This window comes from Stenotrophomonas sp. 05L44_2 (assembly GCF_056665995.1).
Map to the genome: position 1 here is coordinate 1 of NZ_JBFTNR010000320.1, position 4637 is coordinate 4637.

Consider the following 4637-nt stretch of genomic DNA (forward strand, 5'->3'; position numbering starts at 1 on the left):
GTTGTAGTCCGGCGGATTGTGGCTGCCGGTGACCGCTACACAGGTACCGGTGCGCAGATGGAAGGCGGCGAAATACACCACCGGGGTCGGCGCCAGGCCGATATCGATGACCGCACAGCCGGCACGCCGCAGGCCTTCGGCAAGACCGGCCGACAGTTCGGGACCGGACAAGYGCCCATCGCGACCGATCACCACCTCGCGCAGGCCCTGCTCAAGGGCGACGGTGCCGATGGCCTGGCCGATCAGCGCGGCGGTGCGCGCCGTCAGCTGGCTGCCCACGACGCCGCGGATGTCGTAGGCGCGGAAGATGCCTGCAGCCAGCTCGTCGGCCGGAACCGGTGGCGGTGGAGGTGGCGCAGCCTCGGCCACCGTCTCGCCGGGCACAGTTGGCGGGACCATCTGCAGGCTTTCGCGCAGGGTCGGGCCGTGATCGGCGTCGGCCACCGCGCTGCGCCGGCTGGGCAGCGGCAGTGATTTCGGCAGCCGGCCACGACCTACCACCAGCAGTACCGCGATGAAGCCCAGCAGCAGGGCGACAATCGCGCTGGCGAGGGCTCCCAGCCCCAGCGGGCCGGGTTCCACATTGGGCACCCCGGCGGCCAGCCGCAACGGCGTTCCCGCCACCGGGCGCGCCATTGCTTCGGCGCTCTCGGACAGGCCGGTATCGCCCTGCACCACGATGTTGTGTGCTCCCTGGCGCAGCGCCAGGAAGCCATTGCCGGGGGCGCTCACCTGATCCAGCGGCGCGGTCAACCGCAGCAGCGGCTGGCGGACATACACCACCGCCGGCCCGACACCGGCCAGTTGCACCGGCGCGGCCAGACCCAGGCGGTTGCCGCCGCCATCGTGGACCACGCGCAGGGTTGCCTTGCCTTCGGCCAGCGCAGATTCCAGCAGGGCCAGGCGTGCGAATCCAAAAGTGGCCGCATCGGCATAGCCTGCGGCCAGGTCAGCGCCCAGCACCTCCACCTGCTCGACGCCGGTCCAGCTTTCCCGCAGCGCCAGCGCGGCGCCGGCGGCATCACCGGCCTRCAGCGCCTGCTGCACGCGGTCGCCCTTCAACTGCTGCTGCAGCTGCTGCAACTGGCCGGAGGCAGCCTGCTGCAGCCCTTGCACGGCCTGGTCGCGCGCCTGTTCCAGCGCGTCCCCGCTGGCGGCCTGCCGCCACTGCTGCACCGCGCTCCAGCCGAACCAGGCGGCCAGCAGTACCAGCAGCACGCCCAGCAATGGCGCGCTGCGTCCCAACGTCGTTCCCCGCTGTGCTTCCCCGATGCCGCTCATCGATGTCCCCTGTCAACGCACCCCGGTATGGCCGAATCCACCCGTTCCCCGCACGCTGTCGGTGAAAGTATCCACCACCTGCAGGCTGACGCGGGCAATCGGCACGATCACCAACTGGGCGATGCGATCGCCCGGCTCGATGGTGAAGGCCTCGCGGCCACGGTTCCAGACACTGATCAGCAGCGGCCCCTGGTAGTCGGCGTCGATCAGGCCGGTGCCGTTGCCGAGCACGATGCCATGGCGATGGCCCAGGCCCGAACGCGGCAGGATCACTGCGCACAGATGAGGATCGGCGATATGGATGGCCAGGCCGCTGGGAACCAGTGCGGTATCGCCCGGCTGGAGGGTCAGCGCGGTTTCCAGCGCCGCGCGCAGATCCATGCCGGCGCTGGCTTCGGTGGCATAGGCCGGCAGCGGCCAGCTGTCGCCGAAGCGGGGGTCGAGCAGCTTTACCTGCAACGGTTGCGGGGAGAGTCCGTGGGTGTTGCTTGCCTGGGTCATGCCTGAAGCCTCCGCGCGATCAGCGCCAGCAGTTGTTCGGCCAGCTCACGCTTGGAAGTAGCCGGGAATACCTGTTCGCCATCCTGCCAGAAGGCCGTGGCGGCATTGTTGTCGCTTTCGAAACCACCGCCGCTGATGCCCACCTGGTTGGCGATCACCAGGTCCAGGCGCTTGTCGACCAGCTTGCCGCGCGCATATTTCTCCACATCGTGGGTCTCGGCGGCAAAGCCGACCACCAGCTTCAACGACTGCGTCTGCGCGGCAACCTCGGCCAGGATGTCCGGGGTGCGCACCAACTCGATCACCAGCGACTGGCTGTCGGCGGTCTTCTTCAGCTTCTGCGCGGCCACCTGGCGCGGGGTGTAGTCGGAAACGGCGGCAGCACCGATGTAGATGTCGGCCGGCAGCGCATCCAGCACCGCTTCGCGCATCTGCGCGGCAGAGCGCACATCGATGCGCTGCACGCCGGGCGGCGTCGGCAGCTGCACCGGGCCGCTGACCAGCACCACCTGGGCACCGAGCCCGGCGGCAGCGGCGGCCAGCGCGTAGCCCATCTTGCCGCTGCTGCGGTTGCCCACGTAACGCACCGGATCGATGTCTTCATAGGTCGGGCCAGCGCTGATCAGCAGTCGCAGGCCCTGCAGGGCGCGCGTTTCCGGCGCTGCGGCAGCGGCAGCGCCGTTGGCGGCCAGGGCGGCGACGATGTCGGCCGGCTCGGCCAAACGACCGGGGCCGGATTCGCCTTCGGCCAGCGGCCCATCGACCGGACCGATCACCTGCGCGCCGCGCTGGCGCAGCAGGGCGATATTGGCCTGGGTGGCCGGATGCAGCCACATCCGATGGTTCATCGCCGGGCACACGGTCAGCGGYGCGGTGCTGGCCAGGCACAAGGTGCTGACCAGGTCGTCGGCGTGGCCCTGGGCCAGGCGGGCCAGCAGGTCGGCGGTGCCTGGCGCGATCACGATGCGATCGGCCCAGCGTGCCAGTTCAATGTGGCCCATGGCCTGTTCGGCGGCGCTGTCCCACAAGGTAGTGCGGGTCGGCTGGCCGGAAAGGGCCTGGAAGCTGAGTGGGGTGACGAACTGCTGGGCGCCGGCCGTCATCGCCACCTGCACCAGCGCACCGGCATCACGCAGGCGTCGAACCAGTTCCAGGGCCTTGTAGGCCGCGATCCCGCCACCGACACACAAGAGCAGTTTCTGGCCTTCCAGCGCGCGGGTCCGCGTCGGGGAAGCGTTGGGAGAATCAGCCACCTGGAATTCCTGTGCAAACGAGGGCGTTAGCTTACCCGAAGGCCAGCAACCTCCCGGTGCACGCGGCACATAGCGGGCGGCTATCAGCACATGGGCGGGGGCCGATGGAGTTTTCCGGGTTTGCTGCGCGCCGATTCGGAACTTTCCTATACCTCTTCGCGTCCCCGCTTTGCAGAATCATTGCTGGCCACCGAGGTGTGCCGTTCGATTTCCCAGGAGTTCCCCGTGCAACCGCGCATCATCATTGCCGACGACCATCCGGTCGTCCTGCACGGCATCCGAATCGTGCTTGAGCGTCACCAGATGGACGTGGCCGGTGCCGCTGCCGACGGTGCCGGACTGCTGCAGCTGCTGGTCCAGCAGCCCTGCCACGCCGTACTCACCGACCTGTCCATGCCCGGCCCCGGCCCGGACGGCCCTGAACTGCTGGCCGAGCTGCGCCAACGCCATCCCGACCTTCCCGTGGTAGTGCTGACCGGGGCCAGGCACCCGGGCTTGCTCGATGGCCTGCTGCGCGATGGCGTACACGGCCTTGTCGACAAGAGCGCCGACTTCGCCGAACTACCGCAGGCCCTGCATGCCGCCATGGCCGGGCAGGTGTTCGTTTCCGACCAGCTGCGGCGCCACCTGCAGGCCCGCGATCTGCTGTTCCCCCATCCACCGGCTGCGTTGTCGACACGCGAACTGGAAGTGCTGCAACTGCTGACCGATGGCCTGAACATCAATGCCATCGCCGACCGCAGCGGGCGCAGCCCGAAGACGATCAGCCGGCAGAAGGCCGAAGCCATGCGCAAGCTGGGCCTGCAGACCAACCAGGAACTCTACGACTACCTGCAGACCCGGCGCGACTGAGGGCTTGGCCGACCCGCAGGTGCGGCAAGRGCTTATGGGAGCGGTCGGCGATGATCGCCATGATGGGTGCCATGCCCATCCATGAATGGCCCGAAGAAGAGCGCCCCCGCGAGAAGCTGCTGGCCCGCGGTCCCACTTCACTGTCCGACGCCGAACTGCTGGCCCTGTTCCTGGGTTCCGGCATTGGCGGCCGGGACGCCGTACAGACCGCGCGCGACCTGTTGCTCGCCCACGGCCCGTTGCGCGTGCTGCTGGACCGCTCCGCCCGCGAACTATCGAAACTCCCCGGGTTGGGGCCGGCTCGCAGCTGCACGCTGGCCGCAGGGCTGGAGCTGGCCCACCGCTACCTGGCCGCTGAACTGCAACAGGGCGAAGCGGTCGGCAACAACCCTGCCGCCGTCGGCCGTTACCTGCAGCACCGTCTGCGTGGGCAGGCACGGGAACTGTTCGTGGTCCTGTTCCTGGACAACCGCCACCGCCTGATCGCCTGCGAGGAACTGTTCGCCGGTACCATCAACGCGGCCCCGGTCTACCCCCGTGAAGTAGTGCGCAGAGCCCTGCTGCACAACGCCGCCGCGGTCATCCTCAGCCATAACCATCCCTCTGGCGACCCGGAACCCTCGGCCGCCGACGCGCAGATCACCGAGGAACTGCAACGGGCCTTGGCACTGGTCGACATCCGCCTGCTGGACCACTTCGTGGTCGGCGAGGGGCGTCCGGTTTCGTTTGCTGAACGGGGTCTTCTGCCAC

The 4637-nt window shown here is 68.8% G+C and carries 4 protein-coding genes and 1 pseudogene; 2 read left to right on the forward strand and 3 right to left on the reverse strand.

Going from position 1 to position 4637, the window contains the following annotated elements; genetic code table 11:
* From AC1VAN_RS12410 to coaBC, 3 genes and pseudogenes are all read right to left on the reverse strand, one after another.
* Positions 1–1281, reverse strand: a pseudogene (locus AC1VAN_RS12410) (phosphomannomutase/phosphoglucomutase); the annotation flags it as partial.
* A gap of 12 nt (positions 1282–1293) precedes the next feature.
* Positions 1294–1782, reverse strand: coding sequence for a dUTP diphosphatase (gene dut, locus AC1VAN_RS12415; RefSeq protein WP_025878378.1), 489 nt, complete (start codon positions 1780–1782; stop codon positions 1294–1296).
* Positions 1779–3035: a bifunctional phosphopantothenoylcysteine decarboxylase/phosphopantothenate--cysteine ligase CoaBC gene (gene coaBC, locus AC1VAN_RS12420; RefSeq protein ID WP_059064131.1), complete on the reverse strand. Its 1257-nt coding sequence runs from the start codon at positions 3033–3035 to the stop codon at positions 1779–1781. The genes dut and coaBC overlap by 4 nt, the downstream gene beginning before the upstream one ends.
* Before the next feature lie 225 nt (positions 3036–3260).
* Between coaBC and AC1VAN_RS12425 the strand changes: the two genes are divergently transcribed.
* Positions 3261–3887 carry a response regulator gene (locus AC1VAN_RS12425; protein WP_025878376.1) on the forward strand — a complete coding sequence of 209 codons (627 nt, stop codon included), beginning with the start codon at positions 3261–3263 and terminating at the stop codon, positions 3885–3887.
* A 71-nt stretch (positions 3888–3958) separates the two neighbouring features.
* Positions 3959–4637 (forward strand): RadC family protein (gene radC / locus AC1VAN_RS12430; protein ID WP_480985894.1); only part of this gene is annotated, 679 nt, incomplete at its 3' end.

Bases quoted from the DNA above. Each gene is read 5' to 3' on its own strand.
- dut (WP_025878378.1), bottom strand. From the start codon at position 1,782: ATGACCCAGGCAAGCAACACCCACGGACTCTCCCCGCAACCGTTGCAG.